At 58.2% G+C, this 237-nt stretch carries 1 pseudogene; it reads right to left on the bottom strand.

From position 1 onward, the window contains the following. Positions 1-237, bottom strand: a pseudogene (locus SB756_RS35160) (hypothetical protein); the annotation flags it as partial.

Here is a 237-nt window from a genome sequence, read left to right as displayed (position 1 = left end):
AACAGCAGCATCATAATCGCGCCGGAACAGGGACGTAATCCCATCGACACCACCACCAGCAGCTGGGTTTTCACACTGAGATTGCCGCTCATCTGCTGCGGTGTCGGAAGATGTGCGTGTCCGCATCCGCACTGATCGTCATGCTGATGGTGAGGTTTGAAGGTGCGAAATACCGGGGCCGGACGCGGACGCAATGTCCGCCACAACGAACGCAGCGCCCGATAACCGATCATCACG

Origin of the sequence: Pseudomonas sp. SIMBA_068 (genome assembly GCF_046534705.1) — a bacterium.
In the GTDB taxonomy this organism is placed as follows: Bacteria; Pseudomonadota; Gammaproteobacteria; order Pseudomonadales; family Pseudomonadaceae; genus Aquipseudomonas; species Aquipseudomonas putida.
The sequence above is the reverse complement of the archived record's forward strand: the minus strand, read 5'-3'. Positions and strand labels throughout refer to the sequence as shown.